General features: G+C 69.7%; 19 protein-coding genes and 1 tRNA gene. 13 read left to right on the top strand and 7 right to left on the bottom strand.

Annotation, left to right across the window (positions count from 1 at the left end):
• Positions 1-2,164: hypothetical protein (locus HMPREF9056_RS00650; RefSeq protein ID WP_009401907.1), on the bottom strand; the 2,164-nt coding region annotated here is incomplete at its 3' end.
• Between the two features lie 332 nt (positions 2,165-2,496).
• Here HMPREF9056_RS00650 and dhaK point away from each other — a divergent pair.
• The 3 genes from dhaK (at position 2,497) to dhaM (ending at position 4,744) form a co-directional block, all read left to right on the top strand.
• Positions 2,497-3,519 (top strand): dihydroxyacetone kinase subunit DhaK, encoded by a 1,023-nt coding sequence (dhaK, locus tag HMPREF9056_RS00645; RefSeq protein WP_009401905.1) that lies wholly within the window; start codon positions 2,497-2,499, stop codon positions 3,517-3,519.
• A 68-nt stretch (positions 3,520-3,587) separates the two neighbouring features.
• Positions 3,588-4,256 carry a dihydroxyacetone kinase subunit DhaL gene (gene dhaL / locus HMPREF9056_RS00640; RefSeq protein ID WP_009401904.1) on the top strand — a complete coding sequence of 223 codons (669 nt, stop codon included), beginning with the start codon at positions 3,588-3,590 and terminating at the stop codon, positions 4,254-4,256.
• An 83-nt stretch (positions 4,257-4,339) separates the two neighbouring features.
• Positions 4,340-4,744 carry a dihydroxyacetone kinase phosphoryl donor subunit DhaM gene (gene dhaM / locus HMPREF9056_RS00635; protein WP_034513223.1) on the top strand — a complete coding sequence of 135 codons (405 nt, stop codon included), beginning with the start codon at positions 4,340-4,342 and terminating at the stop codon, positions 4,742-4,744.
• A gap of 23 nt (positions 4,745-4,767) precedes the next feature.
• Here dhaM and HMPREF9056_RS00630 read toward each other — a convergent pair whose 3' ends face one another.
• Together HMPREF9056_RS00630 and HMPREF9056_RS00625 are read right to left on the bottom strand one after the other, a co-directional pair.
• Positions 4,768-5,436, bottom strand: coding sequence for a TrkA family potassium uptake protein (locus HMPREF9056_RS00630; protein ID WP_003784157.1), 669 nt, complete (start codon positions 5,434-5,436; stop codon positions 4,768-4,770).
• Between the two features lie 40 nt (positions 5,437-5,476).
• Positions 5,477-7,075, bottom strand: a complete 1,599-nt coding sequence (locus HMPREF9056_RS00625; protein ID WP_034513221.1) for an MFS transporter — start codon at positions 7,073-7,075, stop codon at positions 5,477-5,479.
• A 120-nt stretch (positions 7,076-7,195) separates the two neighbouring features.
• Here HMPREF9056_RS00625 and HMPREF9056_RS00620 point away from each other — a divergent pair, with 120 nt between their 5' ends.
• Entirely contained in the window at positions 7,196-7,906 is a 711-nt protein-coding gene (locus tag HMPREF9056_RS00620) for a TetR/AcrR family transcriptional regulator (protein ID WP_009401900.1), read from the top strand.
• A gap of 57 nt (positions 7,907-7,963) precedes the next feature.
• Here HMPREF9056_RS00620 and HMPREF9056_RS00615 read toward each other — a convergent pair whose 3' ends face one another.
• Entirely contained in the window at positions 7,964-9,574 is a 1,611-nt protein-coding gene (locus HMPREF9056_RS00615; RefSeq protein ID WP_009401899.1) for a TrkH family potassium uptake protein, read from the bottom strand.
• 262 nt (positions 9,575-9,836) lie between these two features.
• Here HMPREF9056_RS00615 and HMPREF9056_RS00610 point away from each other — a divergent pair, with 262 nt between their 5' ends.
• The 3 genes from HMPREF9056_RS00610 (at position 9,837) to HMPREF9056_RS00605 (ending at position 11,742) form a co-directional block, all read left to right on the top strand.
• Positions 9,837-10,079, top strand: a complete 243-nt coding sequence (locus tag HMPREF9056_RS00610; protein ID WP_034513218.1) for a helix-turn-helix domain-containing protein — start codon at positions 9,837-9,839, stop codon at positions 10,077-10,079.
• 147 nt (positions 10,080-10,226) lie between these two features.
• Positions 10,227-10,325, top strand: coding sequence for an AURKAIP1/COX24 domain-containing protein (locus tag HMPREF9056_RS13270; protein WP_003792170.1), 99 nt, complete (start codon positions 10,227-10,229; stop codon positions 10,323-10,325).
• Between the two features lie 106 nt (positions 10,326-10,431).
• The gene (locus tag HMPREF9056_RS00605; RefSeq protein ID WP_034513216.1) at positions 10,432-11,742 is read left to right on the top strand and encodes a UDP-N-acetylmuramate dehydrogenase; all 1,311 of its coding nucleotides are present in this window, start codon (positions 10,432-10,434) and stop codon (positions 11,740-11,742) included.
• A gap of 133 nt (positions 11,743-11,875) precedes the next feature.
• On the opposite strand, the gene HMPREF9056_RS00600 is transcribed toward HMPREF9056_RS00605, so the two are convergent.
• Positions 11,876-12,973, bottom strand: a complete 1,098-nt coding sequence (locus HMPREF9056_RS00600) for an adenosine deaminase (protein WP_009401895.1) — start codon at positions 12,971-12,973, stop codon at positions 11,876-11,878.
• 350 nt (positions 12,974-13,323) lie between these two features.
• On the opposite strand from HMPREF9056_RS00600, the gene HMPREF9056_RS00595 reads away from it, so the two are divergent.
• Positions 13,324-14,571: a phosphotransferase gene (locus HMPREF9056_RS00595; protein WP_009401893.1), complete on the top strand. Its 1,248-nt coding sequence runs from the start codon at positions 13,324-13,326 to the stop codon at positions 14,569-14,571.
• 89 nt (positions 14,572-14,660) lie between these two features.
• On the opposite strand, the gene HMPREF9056_RS13975 is transcribed toward HMPREF9056_RS00595, so the two are convergent.
• Complete coding sequence (locus tag HMPREF9056_RS13975; protein WP_253269879.1) at positions 14,661-15,776, bottom strand: serine/arginine repetitive matrix protein 1; 1,116 nt, start codon at positions 15,774-15,776, stop codon at positions 14,661-14,663.
• Between the two features lie 153 nt (positions 15,777-15,929).
• Entirely contained in the window at positions 15,930-17,144 is a 1,215-nt protein-coding gene (locus HMPREF9056_RS00585; RefSeq protein WP_009401890.1) for a pyridoxal phosphate-dependent aminotransferase, read from the bottom strand.
• Between the two features lie 200 nt (positions 17,145-17,344).
• Between HMPREF9056_RS00585 and HMPREF9056_RS00580 the strand changes: the two genes are divergently transcribed.
• From HMPREF9056_RS00580 to rplA, 5 genes are all read left to right on the top strand, one after another.
• Positions 17,345-17,417 (top strand) — tRNA-Trp (locus tag HMPREF9056_RS00580).
• Positions 17,418-17,513: 96 nt separating this feature from the next.
• Positions 17,514-17,747, top strand: coding sequence for a preprotein translocase subunit SecE (gene secE, locus HMPREF9056_RS00575; RefSeq protein WP_009401888.1), 234 nt, complete (start codon positions 17,514-17,516; stop codon positions 17,745-17,747).
• A gap of 132 nt (positions 17,748-17,879) precedes the next feature.
• Entirely contained in the window at positions 17,880-18,722 is an 843-nt protein-coding gene (nusG, locus tag HMPREF9056_RS00570; protein ID WP_034513212.1) for a transcription termination/antitermination protein NusG, read from the top strand.
• Positions 18,723-18,979: 257 nt separating this feature from the next.
• Positions 18,980-19,411 carry a 50S ribosomal protein L11 gene (rplK, locus tag HMPREF9056_RS00565; RefSeq protein ID WP_009401886.1) on the top strand — a complete coding sequence of 144 codons (432 nt, stop codon included), beginning with the start codon at positions 18,980-18,982 and terminating at the stop codon, positions 19,409-19,411.
• A gap of 97 nt (positions 19,412-19,508) precedes the next feature.
• Complete coding sequence (gene rplA, locus HMPREF9056_RS00560) at positions 19,509-20,198, top strand: 50S ribosomal protein L1 (RefSeq protein WP_009401885.1); 690 nt, start codon at positions 19,509-19,511, stop codon at positions 20,196-20,198.
• Positions 20,199-20,245: the final 47 nt, after the last annotated feature.

Here is a 20,245-nt window from a genome sequence, read left to right as displayed (position 1 = left end):
CGACGGCGCTGGCCGGGACGGCCCCGGCCGCCGCCACGGCGGAGCTCTGCTCGGCCTGCCGGGGTGCGGGCAGGCCCGGCTGGCCGAAGTGGTCCGGCACAGGGCCGCCGGCCTGTCCGTGTGCCTGATATGACTGATGCGCCTGTGAGGGTGCCTGGGCCGCGACCTGGGGCGGGATGATCCCGTAGCCATCGCCCCCGGTCGCGCCGGCGACTGGTGCCGATGAGGCCGGGGCGCTGGGGGCTGCTGCTGACTGGGGAGACGGCTGGGGGCCCACAGGCACGGTGACCGTCCGGGCGGCGATTGCCGTGGCCCGCACCGCGGAGGCGGTCGGGGGCGTCGTCGGCGGGTTCGCACGGGTGCGGTTGTGCCTCGGCTGTGCCGGCACGGGCCGGCCCGATACAGGCTGCGCCGGCTCAGCAGCCCAAGATGCGCCTGACGGGTCCAGCGAGGCGGGGGTGCCCGGCGCGTTCGGCGCACCTGACACGGCCGGGGCAGTCGGGACAGCCGGCTCGGCCGCACGGTTCCTAGTCAGGTTCTCGGGGAAGATGGGCGCAAAGACAGGTTCGGTCTCCTCGGTGCCGGCCGACGCCGTCGAGGCCGTGGAGACTGCGGAGGTCGTGGAGGAGGCTGTGGAAGCCGTCGGGGCCGGGCCCGTTGCCGACACTGTTGAGGCCGGGACTGCCGCTGCCGTTGTTGCCGAGACGGCTGCGCTGGGAACGGCGGTCGCAGCCTGCACGGACGGGTCGGCCTGGAGGCCCTGGGCGCGCCGACGGCGGGAGATGCGGCTGGGCGTCGGGTCCTCGAAGACGGGTCGCTGAGTCTCCCGGGCCCGGTGGTTCATCGGGCCCCCGGGATGCGGCTGGGCCGGACCCGTGTGAGGCGTGGCCTGCGGCGGTGTCTGCTGGGACGCGACAGCCTGCGCCCAGGCGTCGGCGGACGAGCCGGGGAACGAGTCGCCGGGCGCGTCGGCCCGTACTACCCCCGCCACTGCGGCGCTGGCGGCGTGTGATGGCTTGACGTCGGCCGGTCGGCTGTCCTGAGGAGCCGTCGGGGCGGCCGGCTCGGCAGCCGGCTCATGTGAGGGCGCCGTCGGAGGCGCCGCAGGAGACCTCGGGTGAGCCGGCGCAGACCCCGCAGGGGCCGCTACGTGCACTCCGCGACGCCCTGGGCTCAGCGGTGCCCACACGACCTCGGATGAGTCGGGCAGCGCGGGGCCGGTCGCCGGGGACGCCGTCGTCGTCTCCGCCGCTGGCGGCGCAGCCGTCTCGAGGACCGCCGCCGAGGCCTCATGCACCACCCGGTCCTGGGCCCGCCGCGAGCGCTGGCGGGGCTCCTCAGCGGCGGTGCCGGCCGCGACGTCGGCGGTGTGCGGGGGAGCGGTGGAACTAGCAGACCCGACGGGGGCGATGGGGCCGGTGGAGTCAGCCGGGTCAGTCGGGCCAAGGGGGTTGAAGGGGCCGGGGTAGTCGGCGGGCTTGACGATGTGGTCGAGGTCGTAGTGCGTGGGGTCCTGGCCGGCGTTGCGCAGCACCTCCTCCAGGGGGCTGAGCAGAGCCAGCCGGAAGGCGGGATCGACGCAGCGGGCGTTGACCGCGCCCCAGATCTGGTCGGCGGTCAGGGACTCCTCGGAGGAGCCCAGGTCGTTGCGGATCGCGGTGACCAGGTCGGACTCCAGGCGCGCGTAGGCCATGGCGTAGGCGCTGGGCCATGGCGCCTCGGGGCGCTCGGTGCGCAGGAGGGCGAAGTTCCGTAGGGCCCGCAGCACCTCGTCCGAGCCACCTACGAGCGCCCCGACCCGCAACCGGTCCAGGGCGTCGTTCTTCATCGTCCCCGTCCCCTCGGGGCCCAGCAGGTGCTTGGAGTCCTCGACGACCTCCCGCAGGAACACGCGGTAGGCGGCGACACTGTCCGGCGTCGTGCGCTCCTTGGTCATGGATCGCAGCCGCTCGGCGGCGTGGCGCGCCGCCAGACGGGCCGAGCTCGCCTCGGACTGGACCTCGTTGATCCGCGAGATGCTGGCCCGGGAGATCCGCGAGGCCTCCTTGAGAGCCAGGTCCGCGTGCGCCGTTGAGCGCCGTGCGGCGAAGACGGCAGCAACGGCGACCAGGATGGCGATACCGGCTGCGACGGTGGCCACGACGACGACGACGGACAGATCCATGCCCCTATCCTGCCTGGAATCGACTCGAGGATGCCGTGAAAGAAGGACCTCCCCAGATAGTCCCCAGAATCTCTACGGGTGGCGCTCAGACAATGCGGTGGTTCCGCTCACGTCGAGGACGGGATTGCGGTTCGGTCGTGGGTGAAGCGATGGGCGCTCAGTGGTCGGCCGGTGGTCGGGGTACCCCGGCGCTGAGGCTCGCCGCCGGCCCATCCCGTCCGACGCGCATCCGTTCCCACAGGGAAGCCGTGACCTGCACCGATGTGCGCAGGACTTCTTCCCTGGGACCTCTGACGGTACATGGCTGCCCGTGGCGCGGTAGCGTCAGCGCCATGAAGAAACTCATCAACTCCGTTGACAGCGTGGTCACGGACGCCCTCCGGGGTATGGCCACGGCCCACCCTCATGAGCTCGACGTCGACCTCGATCAGCACATCGTCTACCGCCGCAGGCGCAAGGAGGCGGGCAAGGTCGCCATCATCTCCGGCGGTGGCAGCGGGCACGAGCCCCTCCACGGCGGCTTCGTGGGCACCGGCATGCTCGACGCCGCCTGCGCCGGCGAGATCTTCACCTCCCCGGTTCCCGACCAGGTGGTCGCCGCCACCACCGCCGTCGACCGCGGTGCCGGCGTCCTCCACATCGTCAAGAACTACACCGGCGACGTCATGAACTTCGAGATGGCCGCCGAGATCGTCGACGCCGACTCCGGAATCCAGGTCGCCAGTGTCGTCACCAATGACGACGTCGCCGTCGAGGACTCCCTCTACACCGCCGGGCGGCGCGGCGTGGGCGTGACCGTCATGGTGGAGAAGATCGCCGGCGCCGCAGCGGAGGAGGGGCGTCCGCTGGAGGAGGTCGAGGCCATCGCCGCGCGCGTCAACGCCGCCGGTCGCTCCATGGGCATGGCCCTGACCTCCTGCACCGTCCCGGCCAACGGCAAGCCCTCCTTCGACCTGCCCGATGACGAGATGGAGATCGGTATCGGCATCCACGGCGAGCCCGGCCGTCACCGCGAGAGGGTCGCCCCCGCCGCTGAGATCGCCGAGCGCCTCGTCACCCCGGTCCTGGCCGAGCTCACCGAGCTGAAGTCCACCGACGCCGGCGCCGACGAGGGCGTCATCGCCATGGTCAACGGCATGGGCGCCACCCCGCTGCTCGAGCTCTACCTCATGTACGGCGAGATCTCCCGCCTCCTTCAGAGCGCCGGAATCACAGTGGCGCGCAACCTCGTGGGCAACTACATCACCAGCCTCGACATGGCCGGCTGCTCCCTGACCCTCGTGCGTGCCGATGCCGAGCTGCTGCGCCTGTGGGACGCCCCCGTGAGCACCCCCGGCCTGCGCTGGGGCGTGTGAGGACCTGGCACAATCGGGGCCGCCCGGAACAGACTCGGGCGACCCGAGAAGACTGAAGGAGGAGCCACATGACACAAGATGCGGGAACCGCCCGGCAGAGGCTGAGCGTTGCGGACCTGGAGGCATGGGTGCGACGCAGCGCCGAGCTCATCACTGAGCACGCCGAGGAGCTGACAGACCTGGACGCCGCCATCGGCGACGCCGACCACGGCGCCAACATGAAGCGCGGCCTGGCCGCCGCGGTCGACACGGTGGGGGCCGGCGGCTTCACTGCTGCCGATGCACTGCTCAAGAAGGTCGGCACGACCCTGGTCTCCACCGTCGGGGGTGCCTCCGGGCCCCTGTACGGCACCTTCTTCCTGCGCACCGGCAGCGCCCTCGCGGGCCAGGCGGGATCCGACGGTCTTGATGCCCAGGCGCTCGCGGACGGCCTGGAGGCGGGGGTCGGCGGCATCGCCGCGCGCGGCCGCGCCACCGCGGGGGAGAAGACCATGCTCGACGCGTGGAGGCCGGCCCTGGAGGCGCTGCGCGCACATCCCGGAGACCTCGCCGCGGGCGTGGCCGCTGCTGCGCGGGCCGCAGCGGCAGGGCGCGACGCCACCAAGCCGATGGTGGCCACCAAGGGGCGCGCCTCCTACCTGGGAGAGCGCTCGGTGGGCCACATCGATCCCGGTGCCGCCTCCACCGCCCTCATCCTGGCCGCCCTCGACGACGTCGTCGCCGGAAGGACGGCGTGATTCCCGTGAGCTCCGCGCATCTTTCCGATCCTGTTCCGGTCCGTCAGCCGGCGGAGCGGAGCAGTACGACTGCGGGTGTCGGCATCGTCCTGGTCTCCCACTCCCGCGCCCTGGCCGAGGATGCTCTTGACCTGGCACGCAGGCTCATCGCAGCCGTCGACGTCCCCGTCGAGCTGGCCGCAGGGCTCGCCGACGGTGAGCTGGGCACCGACCCCGGCGCCGTTGTCGATGCCGTCGAGCGGCTCGCCGACCGGTGCGAGGGTGTCCTGGTCCTGGCGGACCTGGGCAGCGGGATCATGAGCGCGGAGATGGCCCTGGAGATGCTGGAGCCGGCCGTGGTCGAGCGGGCTCGGCTGTCCGCAGCGCCTTTCATCGAGGGGCTGCTCGGCGCCTACGGCGCCGCCGGGATCGGCAAGGGCCTTGAGGCCGTGGCCGCAGAGGCCGATCGTGCCGCCGAGGCCAAACGCTCCCAGGTAGCCGCCTTCTGAGGGCCTTGAGGGGCTCTCGCCGATCACGCGCGGTTGGCGAAGCGCTCCAGAAGAGCCGCGTCTCCGCCGACGACGAGCACGTCCTCGGCGGAGACCAGCGTGTCCGGGGTGGCGTACTCGAAGGGCTCACCTGGGCTCATGAGACCGAAGACGGTCACCCCGTAGCGCGAGCGCACCTTGGACTGGCCGATGGTGAATCCGTGCAGCTCGGTGGGCGGGCGCATCTTGACGATGGTGAAGCCGCCCTTCTCCATCTCGATGTAGTCGAGCATGCGGCCCGAGACCAGGTGGGCGGCGCGCTGACCGGCGTCGAACTCGGGGTAGACGACGTGGTGGGCGCCGATACGCCGCAGGATGCGGCCGTGGGCCCGGGAGATCGCCTTGGCCCAGATCTGGGGGGTCTCCAGATCCACGAGGTTGCCGGTGATGAGGACGGAGGCCTCCAGGGAGGTCGCCACCCCTACGACCGCCGTGCCGAACTCGGTGGCGCCCAGCTGCTCGAGGGCCTCCACGTCCGTGGCATCGGCCTCCACCAACGGGATGCGGCCGGTCCACTGGCGCACGATCGCGGGATTGGCCTCCACGGCCAGGACCTCGCGCCCCAGCCGGTCCAGGGTCGCGGCGACGGCGGAGCCGAAGCGCCCCAGCCCTATGACGAGCGTGGAGTCGGTGCGCGAGGGCGGGGCAGGCATGAAGTCTCCTGAGGTCGGCCGTTGGACGGTGAGCCCTACGCTACCGCGTGCGGCGGCGGCGCAGGCTCAGGCCGATCCCACAGGCGACCAGCAACGCTGCGGCCCCGGCTAGGATCCAGGCCATCATCGTGAAGCCGCCGGCGTAGGCCTCGATCCGGGCCCGGTCGATGAGCTGGGCCTTGAGGGCCTCGATGATCTGTTTGCCCGCGGGCGACTGGGGCAGGGCCCGGGCCCGCATCATCGCCTCCATGGCGGCGGCCCTGACCTCTTCGGTGTGGTCGGCCACGTAGTCCTCGGCGTGCTGGGTGGCGTAGGAGGTCATGAGCGCGACCCCGAAGGATCCTCCGATCTGCTGGGCGGCGCTCAGGATCGCCGAGGCCAGCCCGGTCCGCTTGGCCTCGACCCCGCGGGTGCCGGAGTTGAAGGTGACCGGCATTGTCAGCCCCAGGCCGATGCCGAAGACGATGAGGCCGGGCAGGGCGACCTGGGAGTAGGTCGAATCCGTCGTCATGCGCGAGAAGATGAGGAAGGAACCGGTCAGGACCGCCAGCCCCAGCGGCAGAGTGCCGCGCGCTCCGAGCCTGGGCACGATGATGCGCCCGGCCGGGATGGCGGTGGCCACCAGGGCGGCGACCATGGGCAGGAAGACCACTCCGCTCTTGAAGGGCGAGTAGCCGAAGTGGTTCTGCATGTAGTAGGTCAGGTAGATGATCGCCCCCATCTGGGCGGCCCCGGCGATGAACTGCGCGGCATAGGAGACGGCCCGCACCGGCATCGCCATCATCGACAGGGGCAGTACCGGGCGGCTCGCGAAGCGCTCGCGGACCACGAACAGCACCGCGGCGACGCCGCCGAGCGCAAGCCAGGTGACGGTCGACGTCGCGGTCCAGGAGGTCTGCTGAGCCCGGTCGAGCCCATAGACGGCGCTGAAGCAGGCCCCGCAGCCCAGGACCAGACCGGTCAGGTCGTCGTAGATGCGCGAGCCGCGGTCGCGCTGGTCGGCCGGTGGCAGGCTGCGCTGCCCGATGAGCAGGGCCGCAGCGGCCAGGAAGATGTTGATGTAAAGCGCCCAGCGCCAGCTGAGCCAGTCGGTCAGGGCCCCGCCGACGAGTAGCCCGACAGCCGCCCCCAGCCCGCCAGTGGCGCCGAAGATCGCGAAGACCCGCTCGCGCTCGGTGCGTTCGGTGAAGGTGACGTTGAGCAGCGACTGCGAGGTGGGGGCCAGGAGCGCGCCGAAGCAGCCCTGGGCCACACGTGCGGTCAGCAGGATCGGGAAGGAGGTTGCCATCCCGGCTGCGAGGCTGGCCACGCCGAAACCGACCAGGCCGATCTGGTAGGAGCGGCGAATGCCCGCCACGGCGCAGAGCCTGCCGCCGAAGAGCACCAGGCCGCCGAAGGCCAGGCTGTAGCCGGTGACCGTCCAGGGGCTCTGGGACACGGTCATTCCCAGGTCCTCCTGCATCCGCGGCAGGGCGATCGCGATGATCGTCAGATCCAGGACGATCATCAGCTGGGTGAGGACCGCACTGACCATGACCGCGCGGCGGTTGGGCTGCCGCGTCGTCACAACGGTCTCCTCTGGTGTCTCCTGTGCCGGCTCGGTCCGCTCCTTGAGCGAGGACGCCACTGAGGGTGTCATCGAAACCTCCATGTCAAAACAATCGTTTTCGTTTGTGCCCGGAAGTCTAGGAGGCTCACAACGGCCAGTCAACAACGATCGTTTCGATTTGCTGTGTCCTGCGTCGCCTATCCTGAACTCATGCCACGTGTGACCGCCGCCCACCGGGAGCGCCAGAGATCCCGAATCCTTCGGGCCGCCGAGGAGTGCTTCGCGCGCAGCGGCTTCCAGGCCACCTCGATGGATGAGGTCATCGCCGCGGCCGGGATGTCGTCGTCGACCGTCTATCGCTACTTTCCCGAGGGCAAGCGCTCCCTCATACGTGCGGTCCTGGTCAGGCGGATGGAGCCGCTCGTTGAGCGGATCAAGCGGCTTGCCGAGTCGGAGGAGCTGCCTGATTTCGAGCAGAGCTTCATCGAGGCGCTCGTCCTGCTCAACTACGAGCGCGACGACGTCGATCGGGACGCTGTTGAGGCCGCCTCCACCTCGCGCCGGGACGCTGCTCGGCGCGGCGAGGTCCACAAGGATGTCGATGACGTCGGACTGAGTGCCTGGGCGCCACTGGCTTACCATGCCTGGGGTGAGCTGACTCGCGACCCCGAGATGCGCGTCATGGTCCAGGAGAACTACCACGACATCCACAGTGGCCTCATCCGCCTGTGCCGCAACGGGCAGCGGGGCGGAACGATCTCCAGCCGCCTGAGCCCCGAGCAGCTGGCCTCCCTGATCCAGAGCATGTCCTTCGGACTCATCGTCGAGCAGCTCATCACCGGCCGTGCGGACGTGGAGAGTGCGGCCGCGACCCTCGGGCACCTGCTCGCCCCGGACAGGCCGGGACCCGAGGGGGTCTGATCGTTCCCGCCGGTGTCTGCGGGGCGCTGGGGTGAGTGCGGAGTAGGGCTCCGGGCGCTAGCCGATCATTGGTCGGGCCTCCGGCATCCGGATGACGCGGCGCCGTTCGCGCAGTGCCAGGGCGCTGGCCGCCGTCATCGTGCCTACACGCCCGATGAACATGAGTGCCACGATGACGTACTTGGCGCTGGCGGGAAGGCTGGGTGTGATGCCGGTGGACAGGCCCACGGTCGCGAACGCGCTGATGACCTCGAAGAGAATTCGGTCCAGGGACAGGTCGGTCATCTGCAGGAGCAGGAGCGTGGCGAGACCGATGACGCTGGAGCCGATGAAGGCCACGGCAACGCTCAGGCGCACGGTCGATGGCGTGATCCGTCGCCCGAAGGCCTCGATGTCCCGGTCTCCGCGGGCCTCGGCGAAGATCGCCAGCAGGAGGACCGCGAAGGTGGAGACCTTGATGCCGCCGGCCGTCGAGGCCGAGCCGCCGCCGACGAACATCAGGGCATCCTGGAGGAACCATGTGGCCTCGTGCATGTGCTCGGGCGGGATCGTGGACAGTCCCGAGGAGCGGGCATTGACGCCGTTGATGAGGGCGGTCATGATCTTGCCGCTCGTGGGCAGCGCTCCGTAGGTGAGCGGGTTGTGCCACTCGAAGGCGGCGATGGCCAGGGTCGAGGCGATGGTGAGGGCCACGTAGGTGGTCAGGGTCAGCTTTGTGTGCAGGCTCCATGTCCGGGGCCTGCGTCGTCGGCCCATGATGTCCAGGATGACGGGGAAGCCGACGGCGCCCATGAAGGTCCCCAGGATGATCGGCAGGCCGATCCACCAGTCGGTGGCGTAGGCGCCCAGGCCCTCGGGCATGATGACGAAGCCGGCGTTGTTGAAGATCGACAGCCCCATGAAGGCCGCGTACCACAGGGCGTGCCCCACGTCGAGGCCGTGACCCAGGAAGCGGGGCAGCAGCATGAGCGTGAGGAGGAGCTCGCATCCGGCGGCCGTGTAGATGACGGCGCGAAGGAGGTGGCCCACCTCGCCCAGTCGCGACTGGTTCTCCGAGGCCGCCAGCATCCGCTGGGTCAGTCCCACGTGTCGTGAGACGGCCAGGGACAGCAGTGATGCGAGGGTCATCACCCCCAGGCCGCCCACGGCGGCGGCCAGGATGATGACGACGTGCCCGAAGGTGGACCAGTAGGTGGCCGTGTCCACGGTGCTCAGGCCCGTGACGCACACCGCCGAGGTGGCGGTGAACAGGGCGTCGAGGAAGTCGGAGCGCTCTCCGCTCGTTGTGGCGATGGGCAGACTCAGCAGGCCCGTGACCACGACGATGATGGCGGCGAAGACGATGACCGCCAGTCGGGCCGGGTAGAACCTGGCCGCCCGCGCGATCTGGCTGAGCGGCTCGATGTGTCTGAGCAGGCGGCGCAGTCCGGTGGGTTCTGTGCCCGGCAGCGAGGGGTGGACGGGTGGCTCATCGGCGTCGTCGGTGCTGCGTGCCCCGGCCGGGTGCTTCTTGTACCGCTTCCACGGACGACCGACGACGCCCACGAGCGGGGCGTGCCAGTGAGCCTGGCGTTGCCTGGCGGCGTGGGGGCCGGGTCCGGATCCTCTGCGGGATCCGTGGTCGGGCTCCGGCTCCTGTGCGGTGTCTGTCTGGGGCACGGTCGCCATTGTGGTCCTGTCGGGGCGGCTTCGTCACGTTCTCCGGTGCGGGAACCGGCGTGTCCGGGCTCGTCCGAGCTGGTGGTGGTCGCTGAAGCGGCTCTCGGTCGGGATAACTGCGGTTGCGGCAGCGACAGTTGGTGCCCCAGTGTGAAATGCGACGCGAGTGGCGATTGAGGTCCGGGAATTCCTGTGCGATGACTGGTGCGGGGATATATTGGCGGTGTTCCTGCCCCGACGGGGCCACCCGCGACGAACGGATCTCAAGCTCATGGCACCGGGCCTTCCCACTCCCCCCAGCGCCTCCGGCGCCCCCTCGTTCCTCACCGTGGCTGAGGTGGCGACGATGCTGCGCGTGTCTAAGATGACCGTCTACCGGATGGTGCACTCCGGCGACCTGCCCGCGATGCAGGTCGGGCGCTCCTTCCGCGTTCCCGAGCGCGCCGTTCACGACTACCTCGCCGCTGGCCTGGGTGACTGGGGCCACGACGCGTCGGAGGCATCGGGGTCCTAGGACCCGCTAGACTCAGGCGGTCACCTGCGTGGTCGGCCGCTGAGCCTCACGCGCCGACCAACCGCCCCATGGCATAACCCTCGCCGGCCTGCCTCGGCCCGCAGGGAGGGTCTGCGGGCACTACGAAGCGAACTGCGAGGAGATCTCATGGGATCCGTCATCAAGAAGCGCCGCAAGCGCATGGCCAAGAAGAAGCACCGCAAGCTGCTTCGCAAGACGCGTCACCAGCGTCGCAACAAGAAGTGAGGCGAGTGGCCTGTCCGCGCCTCGGGGCTCCGTGCACACCGCTGGTGTGAGCGGGGCCCTGCTTGTCTCTCATGAGGAAACTGACCAGGAAGAGCGGAGATCTGCGTTGACCACTGCCCCAGATGATCGCACCCCCATTGATCCGTCGGCTGTCGCGCCGACTGCGCCGTCGAGAGAGCCGCAGCTGGTGGAGGGGGACTGCACCGTCCCGCTGAGCGCCGACGTCGACCCCTCGGCCTGGCCCGAACCCGTCCAGGCCCTGGCACACGTGCCCGGCACCGGAGCGCGGCCGAGCAGTCTGGCCGAGCTGACCACCCTGCGTGTGGGCGGCCCGGTGGGCAGCTACGTCGAGGCCACCACTCGGAGCGAGCTGACCGAGGCGATCCGTGAGGCCGACGCCGCCGGGACGCCCGTCCTCGTCATCGGCGGCGGCTCCAACATCATGGCCTCCGACGCCGGATTCGATGGGCTCGTCATCCGCGACGCCCGCGCCGAGGTCTCGCTCGTCTCGGACTCGGTGTGCGGCGGCGTCGAGATCACCGCCACCGCCGGCACCACCTGGGACGACCTGGTGCGTGAGGCCATCGCGAGTGAGTGGGCCGGGTTCGCACCCCTGTCCGGGATCCCCGGCACGGTGGGGGCTGCCCCCGTGCAGAACATCGGGGCCTACGGTGCCGAGGTCGCCGAGCTCATCGCCAGCGTGCGGGCCTGGGACCGTCTGCGCAACCGGGTGGTGTGGCTGGCACTGGGCGAGCTGGGGCTGGCCTATCGCGACTCCCGTCTCAAGCAGTCCCTCACCGACGCGGAGGTCGGCGGCGGACGCCTGTGGGGGCCGACCGGACGCTGGGTGGTTCTCGACGCCACCTTTGCTGTGCGGCAGGGGTCCCTGTCCTCTCGGGTCGCCTACTCCCAGCTGGCCGGTGCTCTCGGTGTCGAGCTGGGTGAACGCGTGCCCGAGCGCGAGCTGCGCGAGGCGGTTCTCAAGCTGCGCCGCTCCAAGGGGATGGTGCTGGACGGCGTCGACCACGACACCTGGTCGGCCGGCTCCTTCTTCACCAACCCGATCCTGACCGAGGACCAGGCGGTGAGCCTGCCCGAGGACGCCCCTCGTTTCCCCGTCACCGACCACTCCCAGGTAGTGCTCGGTACCAAGGAGGCCCCCGTGATCGAGGGCCTGGTCAAGACCAGCGCGGCCTGGCTCATCGACCACGCCGGCTTTACCAAGGGCTTCACCGTGGAGCCGGGCGCGCCGGCCGGGCTGTCCACCAAGCACGTTCTGGCTCTGACCAACCGGGGCGGTGCGACCGGGGCGGACCTGGCCCGCTTGCGCGATGAGGTCGTGGCCGGTGTTCGCGAGCGCTACGGCGTCACCCTCACGCCCGAGCCCGTCCAGGTGGGCTTCCAGGACCTGTCGTGACAATGGAGGCGATCCCAGGGGCGCAGCCAATCGTGTGGTTCGTTGCGGACGTACCTCAGCCCTCGACTACGGACGGCGTGGGTGAGTCCGCGAGCCCATGGGCTCCCGATCCGACGGCCTTTCGCAGCAGGTCCTAGACCTCCGGCCTCGGAAGCGCGTGGGGCTCAGGGGTGTCGGTCTCGCGGCTGCTCCTGGTCCCCGTTTCCGCTCTCTGGTCGGGAGCCGCCAGCCAGTCGTCCACCTCGGCCACCCAGTTCCGCTTGGCTGTTGGTGAGGCCAGAGAGGCATTGATGGACCCGCGCGCCAGCTCGGCCAGCTCGGCGTCGTCGCAGCCCAGGGCCCGGGCGATCTCGTACTGGTTGATGAGCCGGGACTGGAAGAGCAGCGGGTCGTCGGCGCTCAGGGCGATCTGCGCGCCATGGCGCATGAGCGTGCGCAGGGGGACGTCCTCGGGGCTGTGGTAGACGCCCAGGCTCACGTTGGAGGCGGGGCAGACCTCGAGGCTGATGCCGGAGGCGACGATCGCGTCCAGCAGTGCGGGATCCTCGTTGGCGCGCACACCGTGGCCCAGGCGCGTAGGGCCGAGCGTGGAGACGACCTCGCGCAGGTGGTCGGGTCCCAGGAGCTCCCCGCCGTGCGGCATGGAGGCCAGTCCGCCCCGGCGGGCGATGGCGAAGGCCCGCTCCCAGGAGGAGGTCTGCCCGGCACGCTCGTCGTTGGACAGGCCGAAGCCGACCACCTCACCGGGCTGGTCCCCGGCGTAGCGCACCGCCAGGCGGGCGAGGGTGCGGGCGTCGAGCGGGTGTCGCATCCGGGAGGCCGCCACGATGACGGCCACCTCCACGCCGGTCAGGGTCGTGGCCTGCTTGGCTGCGTCGAGGATGATCTCCAGGGCCGGGGTGATACCACCGACGAAGGGTGCGTAGCTGGTGGGATCGACCTGGATCTCCAGGCGGCGTGAGCCCTCGGCGGCGTCGTCCAGTGCGGCCTCCAGGACGATGCGGCACATGACCTCCTCGGTGCGCACCAGGGCACGGGCGGTGTCATAGGCGCGCTGGAAGCGGAACCAACCGCGCCGGTCGGCGGGCACACGCAAGGGGTCGCCGTCCAGAAAGCTCGACGGCAGGCGCGTGCGTGACGAGGATGCCAGCTCGATGAGGGTGTCCAGGCGCATCGACCCCGTGAAGTGCAGGTGCAGATGCGCCTTGGGCAGGGTGGCGAGGTCTCGCATGGGTGGATTCTTCCACGTGCCTGCCGATCGCCCCACCTGCAACGTCTCTGCGCGAGGCCGATGATGCTCACGGTGTCACGATGGGAGACTCTTCCAGGGCTCGGCGGGTGTCTCCGGCGAGAGGAAAACGCCGGGACCTGCGTGGATGCGATCTGTGAGGCTGGCCAGTGCGCTCCGACCCAACCTAAGAGTCTCCCGGAGCGACAGATTCTCCCTGGAGGAGCAGGAATCCGCCTCTGTTCCATGGCTCCAGTACGGCAGGTTCGAGTTGGCCGTCGCTTCCGCTGTTGCCGAACACCAGAGGCCGATTTAGCGGCGAACCATCAGGTGGGTGGGGCACACTAACTGTCATGAACCACTCGTCGGCGTCCCAGGAACCCGAGGAGGTGGCTCTGCTGACGGGGCCGCGCGCCGCGTCCGTGCTCTCCGCCGCCCTCGCCCCGGCCGGCCAGCGTCTGGCCAGCTGGGAGGTCCACTCGGTCCATCATCGCCCCGGTGCGGGCGTGTCCGTGGGGTACACGGCCGTTGTCGTCGCCCCCAACGGGCGTTCCACCACTGAGTACCTGTGCGCCACAACGGCCCGCCTGTCCAACCCGCACGCCCCGGGGCTGACGCGGGTGGCCCCTACCGGTGGGGACGGCCCCGCGGTCCACGTGTGGCGCCACCCCGCCGACCCCGAGCTGCCGGGACTGGTAGTGGCATGCACCCCTTCATTGCTCTCGGCCCGGATCGGCACCCAGGTCAAGGCCACCATGGTCGCCTACCGACCCACACGCCGTGCCGTTGTGCGTGCCACCTTCCCGGACGAGACCACCGCCTACGCCAAGGTCCTGCGCCCGAGCCAGGCGCCCTCCTTCGCTCAGCGTCACCGTCTGCTGACTGCCTCCGGCGTGCCCGCGCCCGAGGTGCTGCGCGAGGACCCCGATGGGCTCGTGCTGCTGTCCACAGGTCGAGGCGTGGCCCTGTCCGGCCTGCTGTCCCAGGGCATGAGCATCTCGCGCAGCGAGCGTGTCTTCAATGGGCTCATCTCCTTGCTGGACGCCCTGCCGTCCAGCGCCATGCAGCTACCCGCTCACGCCGCCTGGTCCGAGCGGGCCCGTCACTACGCGCACGCCGCCGCCACGGTCCTGCCCGAGCACGCCGCCCGCGCCCGGGCCGTGGCCGAGGGGGTCGAGCAGCTCATGGCCGCCTCCGACGCCGGCAGACCGGTCCCGGTCCACGGCGACTTCTACGAGGCGAACGTTCTCATGGAGGGTGAGGCCGTTACCAGCCTGCTCGATGTCGACTCTCTGGGGCCCGGCTACCGGGTTGATGACCTGGCCTGCCTGCTGGGGCACGTCAGCGTCCTGGACCATCTCGCGCCCGCCTCCTACCCGAAGCTGCGCCCCATCCTGGAGACCTGGACCCGCATGGCCGAGCAGCAGGTGGACCCGGTCTCGCTGCGCGCCCGCTGCGCCGGCGTGGTCCTGTCCCTGGTGGCCGGTGCCCGTCGCGAGGACGGCGGCCCATGGCGCCCCGACGCCGAGGGCCGCCTGGCCCGCGCCGAGGCCTGGCTGGCGCAGGGCCGCGAGATCCAGGCCCGCCGCGGGGCCCACTGAGTCCGCCGATTTCACGCCGAGCCGGGCATGTCTCGCGGTGCCCCACAGAAAACTGTCGGTCTCGGCGAAACATGCCCGGATCAGGGTGGTCAGAAGCTGACGTGCGACTCTCTGGAGATGGTGAATCCACGGCCGGTGATCGTGTTCCAGCAGGTCATCCCCTTGGACTGCGAGGTGCAGGCGTAGTCGGAGAAGGTGGTGGTCTCCCCGTACTGGAGCGTGTGGAAGGTGTCGCCCGGCTGCCCCAGATACTCCTCTCCGCAGCGGACCTCGGTGCGGCCTGCGAGCGCCACGATGGAGAACTCCCGATCGGCACAGTCCTGCATCCCTGAGGAGGCATAGGTCCGTTCCAGGATCGAGCAGCCGACTCCTTCGTCATAGAGGACGCAGGAGATGTTCCTCGATGGGGTGTCCACGTACTGGTAGGAGTAGGTCTTGGCCGATGCGGGAAGAGTCGGGCCGCTGGAGGGTGACGACGCCGCTTCGCTCTCGGTGGTGGCCGCGGTGACCGACTGAGTTGCCTGGCCCGCCGCTGTTCCCTCGGTCGGGGTCGGTGCGGCGCTGACGGACTGGGCGGCGTCGGCCTTCGTCTCCGAAGGCTGGCTCCGGTTCGCCAGCAGCATGCCCGCGAAGGTTCCGGCCGCGGCAACCACGAGGACCAGGGTGATGACTAAGGCAGTGATCAGTCCGGCGTGAGACCTGGGGCTGGGGCGAGACGCAGATGGATCGCCAGGCGGCGGCGCAGGTGCCAGTGCAGCCGCCGAGGCCGGTGCGGATCCTGGATCCGGCTGGTTCGCCCCCGATGCCGGTAGTGAGTACGCCACTGTCATCGGCGCCGCCGGCGAGATCCCCCGGACAGCCGTCTGGGGATCTGCGTGCGACGTCGTCCCCATAGAAGTCATGGTGTACGGGGAGATGCTGCTGTAGTCCGCGGTTGAGGCCGAGGGGAGTGCTGCTGTCTCAGCCGTTCTGAGCCCTCCCGATCCGGATGCGGTTCCCGCACTCATCGGAGACGCAGGGGATACCTGAGGCAGGTCGCCCGAGCCCATCTGGAGAATCTGCTCGCGGAGCACCGCGGGGACAGCGGGATTAGCGGCGACGATGGTGCGCAGGTCGGGGAAGGCCCTGGCGAGGTACTCCAGCACCTCGGGCTCTGTACTGGGATCAGTGGCACGACGTTCATCGTCGGACGTGTGAGCAGGCACAGATTGAATGGTAAATCCAGCAAGGACCTGGAAGCCCTGTCCGCAACCACATTGATATCAAGCACCGAGCCGGGCATATTTCGCGGTGCCCCACAAAAGTCTGTCGGTCTCGGCGAAATATGCCCGGCTCGGGACGAGGAAATGGGGTCTCTTCTACTCGACCGCGGCCAGGAGCCTCTGGATCCGGCCCACGCCCTCGGCCAGGTCGTCGTCGCCCAACGCGTAGGACAGCCGCAGGAATCCCGAGGGCCCGAAGGCCTCACCGGGAACGACGGCGACCTCGGCGTGCTCGAGGATGAGCGCCGCCAGCGTGGCCGAGCTGTCGATCTTCGTGCCACGCAGCGTGCGCCCGAGCAGCCTCTCGATGGCGGGGTAGGCGTAGAAGGCTCCGCGTGGAACGGGCACCGTCAGCCCCTCGATCTGCGAGAGCATCTCCACCATGGTGCGCCGGCGCCGGTCGAAGGCGGTACGCATCTGCTCGACGGCGGCCAGGTCGCCGCTGACGGCCGCCAGCGCTGCGCGCTGCGAGACGTTGGCGACGTTGGAGCTCAGGTGGGACTGGAAGTTCGTGGCGGCCTTGATGACGTCGCTCGGGCCGATCATCCAGCCCACGCGCCATCCGGTCATGGCGTAGGTCTTGGCCACGCCGTTGAGTACGATCGTCTGCTCGGCCAGCTCGGGAACCAGCTTGACGATGTGCGCCGCCTGCGCGCCGTCATAGAGGAGGTGCTCGTAGATCTCGTCGGTGATGACCCAGATACCGTGCTCCAGGGCCCACTGGCCGATGGCGGTCAGCTCCTCGGGCGTGTAGACCGAGCCGGTCGGGTTCGACGGCGAGCACAGCAGCAGCACCTTGGTGCGCTCCGTGCGGGCGGCCTCGAGCTGGTCGACGCTGACCTTGTAGTCCTGGTCCGCGCCGGCGAAGACCTCCACGGTGGTGCCCCCGGCCAGGGCGATGGCCTCGGGGTAGGTGGTCCAGTAGGGCGCGGGCAGCAGGACCTCGTCGTCGGGGTCGACGAGTGCGGCGAAGGCCTGGAAGACGGCCTGCTTGCCGCCGTTGGTCACCAGGATGTCGTCGGGGGAGACCTCGTAGCCGGAGTCGCGCAGCGTCTTGGCGGCGATGGCCTCGCGCAGGACCGGCAGGCCCTTGGCGGGGGAGTACTTGTGGTTGGCCGGGTCCTTCGCGGCGGCGACGGCGGCCTCGACGATGTAGTCGGGTGTGGGGAAGTCGGGCTCCCCGGCACCGAAGCCGATGACCGGGCGGCCGGCGGCCTTGAGGGCCTTGGCCTTGGCGTCGACTGCCAGGGTGGCGGACGGGGCGATCGCGGACAGACGGGCGGAAACGCGGTGTGCGGGTGCAGGTGTCACGTCACTATGCTCCCACGGTTCATGAAACCTGCGCGTCCAAAACCTGCCCGACCTGCGGGTGATGCGCTTTCGGTGCGCGTCTGTGGCACATGCTGGGCGGCATCCCTGCTGCCTCGCCCCGTCGAACCCCGGCGTGGCGCACCCCACGGGCTGCGGTTACCGCAAATGTCTGCTCGTGTGGCAGACTAGAGCACCGCTGAAGGGCAGTGGCGCAATTGGTAGCGCACCGGTCTCCAAAACCGGCGGTTGTGGGTTCGAGTCCCGCCTGCCCTGCTGAGAACGGCGGATCTGTCGGGAGATCCCGTCGGTTTCGTCTTCTCCCCGCTGTGCGGGAACTGACCTAACCGTCGACCCTGAGGACCCAGATTCATGAGCGAGAGCGCACGCGCCGCAGGCAAGCCGGACAGGAAGCGCGGCTTCTTCGGGCGCATCGCCCTGTTCATCCGGCAGGTCATTGACGAGCTGCGCAAGGTTGTCTGGCCCACCATGAACGAGCTGTGGACCTACTTCACGGTGGTCGTCGTCTTCATCGTCGCCATCATGGCCTTCACCGGGGTGCTGGACTTCGCCTTCAACCGGGCTGTCATGTGGCTCTTCGCCTGACCTCCCGGCTTGGGCGACCGCGCCCTCATCGGGGTGGTCGGCTTCCGCCTCAGGCCCTCTCTCTCACCGCCGCTGCCGCTCGCGCAGCCCGTCGCATTCGCTCGTCTCACGCCACTGGAAAGCAGGTACACCATGTCTGAGGACGTCTCCTCGCAGACCACCCCCGACGACGCCGAGGCCCTCGCCTCGCTCGTCGCCGACGAGGCCGTTGAGACTGACGAGGTCGCTGAGGCGACCGGAACCGATGAGGTCGAGGCGGTTGCCGCTGAGGCAGCCGAGCCGGCCGAATCGGCTGAACCGGCCGAGAAGGCCCCGGTCGTCGACCCGCTGGCCGAGTTCCGCCGTCAGATGTCCGCGTTGCCGGGGCAATGGTACGTGCTGCACACCTACTCCGGCTACGAGCGCCGCGTGGCCACCGACATCATGGCCCGCGCCGAGAACTTCGAGGTCGAGGACTACATCTTCGACGCCACCGTCCCCATGGAGACGGTCATCGAGATCAAGAACGGCAACAAGAAGAAGGAAGTCTCCCGGGTGCGCATCCCCGGTTACGTGTTCGTGCGCATGGACCTGGATGACCCGGAGACCTCGGACAAGGTGTGGCGCACCATCAAGGACACCCCGGCCGTCACCGGCTTCGTGGGGGACCGCTACAACCCGGTGCCGCTGACCTTCGAGGAGGCCGTCGCCCAGCTCGGCCCCACGCCCGAGGAGATCGCCGCCAAGGAGACCGCGGCCGTCGAGGCCACCGCTCCCGAGACCGGCTCCGGCACCCAGATCGCCACCGGCGGTCAGGTCTTCGAGGTCGCCTTCGAGGTCGGCGAGTCCGTCATCGTCACCGACGGTCCCTTCGAGTCCCTGCCGGCCACGATCTCCGAGATTCACCCCGAGACCCAGAAGCTCCAGGTGCTCATCTCCCTGTTCGGCCGCGACACCCCGGCCGAGCTCTCCTTCACCCAGGTCGCCAAGATCTAAGGCTTACCTGAGGCGCGGCTTCCGTCATCCGCTGTGGCCCGACGACGCCTGCGCCGTCGGGCCACTGGCCGCCCGGCCCGCGAGGTCGGGTACCGTACGGGAGCCGTGTATCACAGGTTGTTGTCCTGTGATACCGCGCACCGGGCGCCCTGCGCGGCTCCGCAGAGGGCTACGATGAGCGCTTGTGCGTGCGCATGCACCCACGGCTGCACGGCAGGTGTGCAGCACATCCGGACAAGTAAGAAGGACCCATTCCTATGGCCCCCAAGAAGAAGGTCGCCGGGCTGATCAAGCTCCAGATCCAGGCCGGCCAGGCCAACCCCGCACCGCCGATCGGCCCCGCCCTGGGTGCCCACGGCGTCAACATCATGGAGTTCTGCAAGGCGTACAACGCGGCGACCGAGTCGCAGCGCGGCAACGTCATCCCCGTGGAGATCACCGTCTACGAGGACCGCTCCTTCACCTTCATCACCAAGACCCCGCCGGCCGCTGAGCTCATCAAGAAGGCCGCGGGCGTCCCCAAGGGATCCGCCACCCCCCACACCGTCAAGGTGGCCTCCCTGACCCAGGATCAGGTGCGTGAGATCGCCGAGTCCAAGATGCCCGACCTCAACGCCAACGACGTCGAGGCCGCCGCCAAGATCATCGCCGGCACCGCCCGTTCCATGGGCATCACTGTCGAGGCCTGAGGCACTCGCCGGCCTGCCGGCCCTCTCAACTCAACCCCATACGAAACCGTGGAAGGGCCTCGCGCGGCCCGAACACCACGACTGCAAGGAGAAGCAGATGACCAAGCGCTCCAAGGCCTACCGCGCCGCGGCTGAGAAGATCCAGTCCGGAGTCCTCTACACCCCGGCCGAGGCCATTCACCTGGCCAAGTCCACCTCCGTCACGAAGTTCGACGCCACCGTGGACGTCGTCTTCCGCCTGGGCGTCGACCCCCGCAAGGCGGACCAGATGGTCCGCGGAACCGTGTCCCTGCCGCACGGTACCGGTAAGACCGCCCGTGTCGTCGTCTTCGCCCAGGGCGAGCGGGCCGAGCAGGCCCTCGCCGCCGGCGCGGACGAGGTCGGCGGTGACGAGCTCATCGAGAAGGTCGCCAAGGGTTACACGGACTTCGACGCCGCCGTCGCCACCCCGGACCTCATGGGCAAGGTCGGCCGCCTGGGCCGTGTTCTGGGCCCCCGCGGCCTCATGCCCAATCCCCGCACCGGCACCGTGACGATGGACGTGGCCAAGGCCGTCTCCGACATTAAGGGCGGCCGTATCGAGTTCCGCGTGGATCGCGCCTCCAACCTCCACTTCATCATCGGCAAGGCCTCCTTCTCCGAGGAGCAGTTGACGGAGAACTTCCAGGCCGCCCTGGAGGAGGTCCTGCGCCTCAAGCCCTCGACCTCGAAGGGCCGCTACATCCTCAAGGCAACCATGACCACCACCATGGGCCCCGGCATCCCGCTGGACATCACCAAGGCCTGAGGCTCTTTCCCTTCACGACGGCGTCGGCGGCCTCCTGCGCAGGAGGC

This window comes from Actinomyces sp. oral taxon 170 str. F0386 (assembly GCF_000195595.1).
GTDB lineage: Bacteria > Actinomycetota > Actinomycetes > Actinomycetales > Actinomycetaceae > Actinomyces.
This window is presented reverse-complemented; position numbering and strand designations above follow the sequence as displayed.